The sequence below is a fragment of the Streptomyces sp. S6 genome (genome assembly GCF_054880855.1).
The window spans coordinates 1-829 of record NZ_JBTYMC010000701.1 but is presented as its reverse complement, the minus strand read 5'-3'; the positions used below and the strand labels follow the sequence as shown (position 1 = coordinate 829).

Here is an 829-nt window from a genome sequence, read left to right as displayed (position 1 = left end):
CCGGATCACCGCCGCCGAGACCCTCGGCCCCCTGCGCGGACAGAGCGCGGTCCACACCCACCTGGTGGGCGCCGTCTGCGGCCGGCTGCACGCCGAGGGAGTCACCGACCCCGAGCGGTGGACCGACGCCCTGGGGCTGGCACTCGCCCTGCCCCACCGGCCGCTGATGCGGGCCTTCCTCGCCAGCGACGCCCGGCTCCTCAACACCCTCACCCCGGTGCGGGCCGGCATGGACGCCTGCGACGCCGCCGCCGCCGGACTGCACGGCGCCCCCGACCTCCTGGAACACCCCGACGGCTTCCTCGCCGCGCTCGCCACCGTGCCGCTGCCCGACGAGATCACCTCCGGCCTCGGCCGGCGCTGGCACACCGAGACACTCTCCTTCAAGATGCGTCCGGGCGGCCCCGGCATCGACGCGGCCGTGGACTGCGCCGTCGAACTCCACACGGAACTGCGCGCGGCCGTCGGCCCGTTGGACCCCGCCTCGGTGACCGAGATACTGGTGGAGACGTCCCTCTACACCCTGTACGCGGGCCGCCGCGCCGACCGTTACGTCACCGGCCCCGACGCCCCGCTGGGCGCGCTGGTGCTGCACACCCCCTACCCGGTGGCGACCGCCCTGCTCACCGGCGGCCTCACCGTCGCCGACTTCGAACGCCCCGCCCTCGCGCAGGCCGCCCGCTGGCAGCTCGCCGGAAAGGTACGGCTGACCCACGACCCGGACCTCACCCGCGAACTGTTCGACTCCGCCGCCCCGTTCGGAGCCGCGCTGCGCCGCGCGGGCGCCGCCGACGAGCCCTGGCTGCTGGAGTTCGCCGGCCCCGAGACG

General features: G+C 76.0%; 1 protein-coding gene. It reads left to right on the top strand.

What is annotated here, in order from left to right; all coding sequences use genetic code 11:
• Positions 1 to 829, top strand: an 829-nt coding sequence (locus tag ACVNF4_RS36570; RefSeq protein ID WP_461807113.1) for an MmgE/PrpD family protein, incomplete at both ends; no start/stop codon positions are given.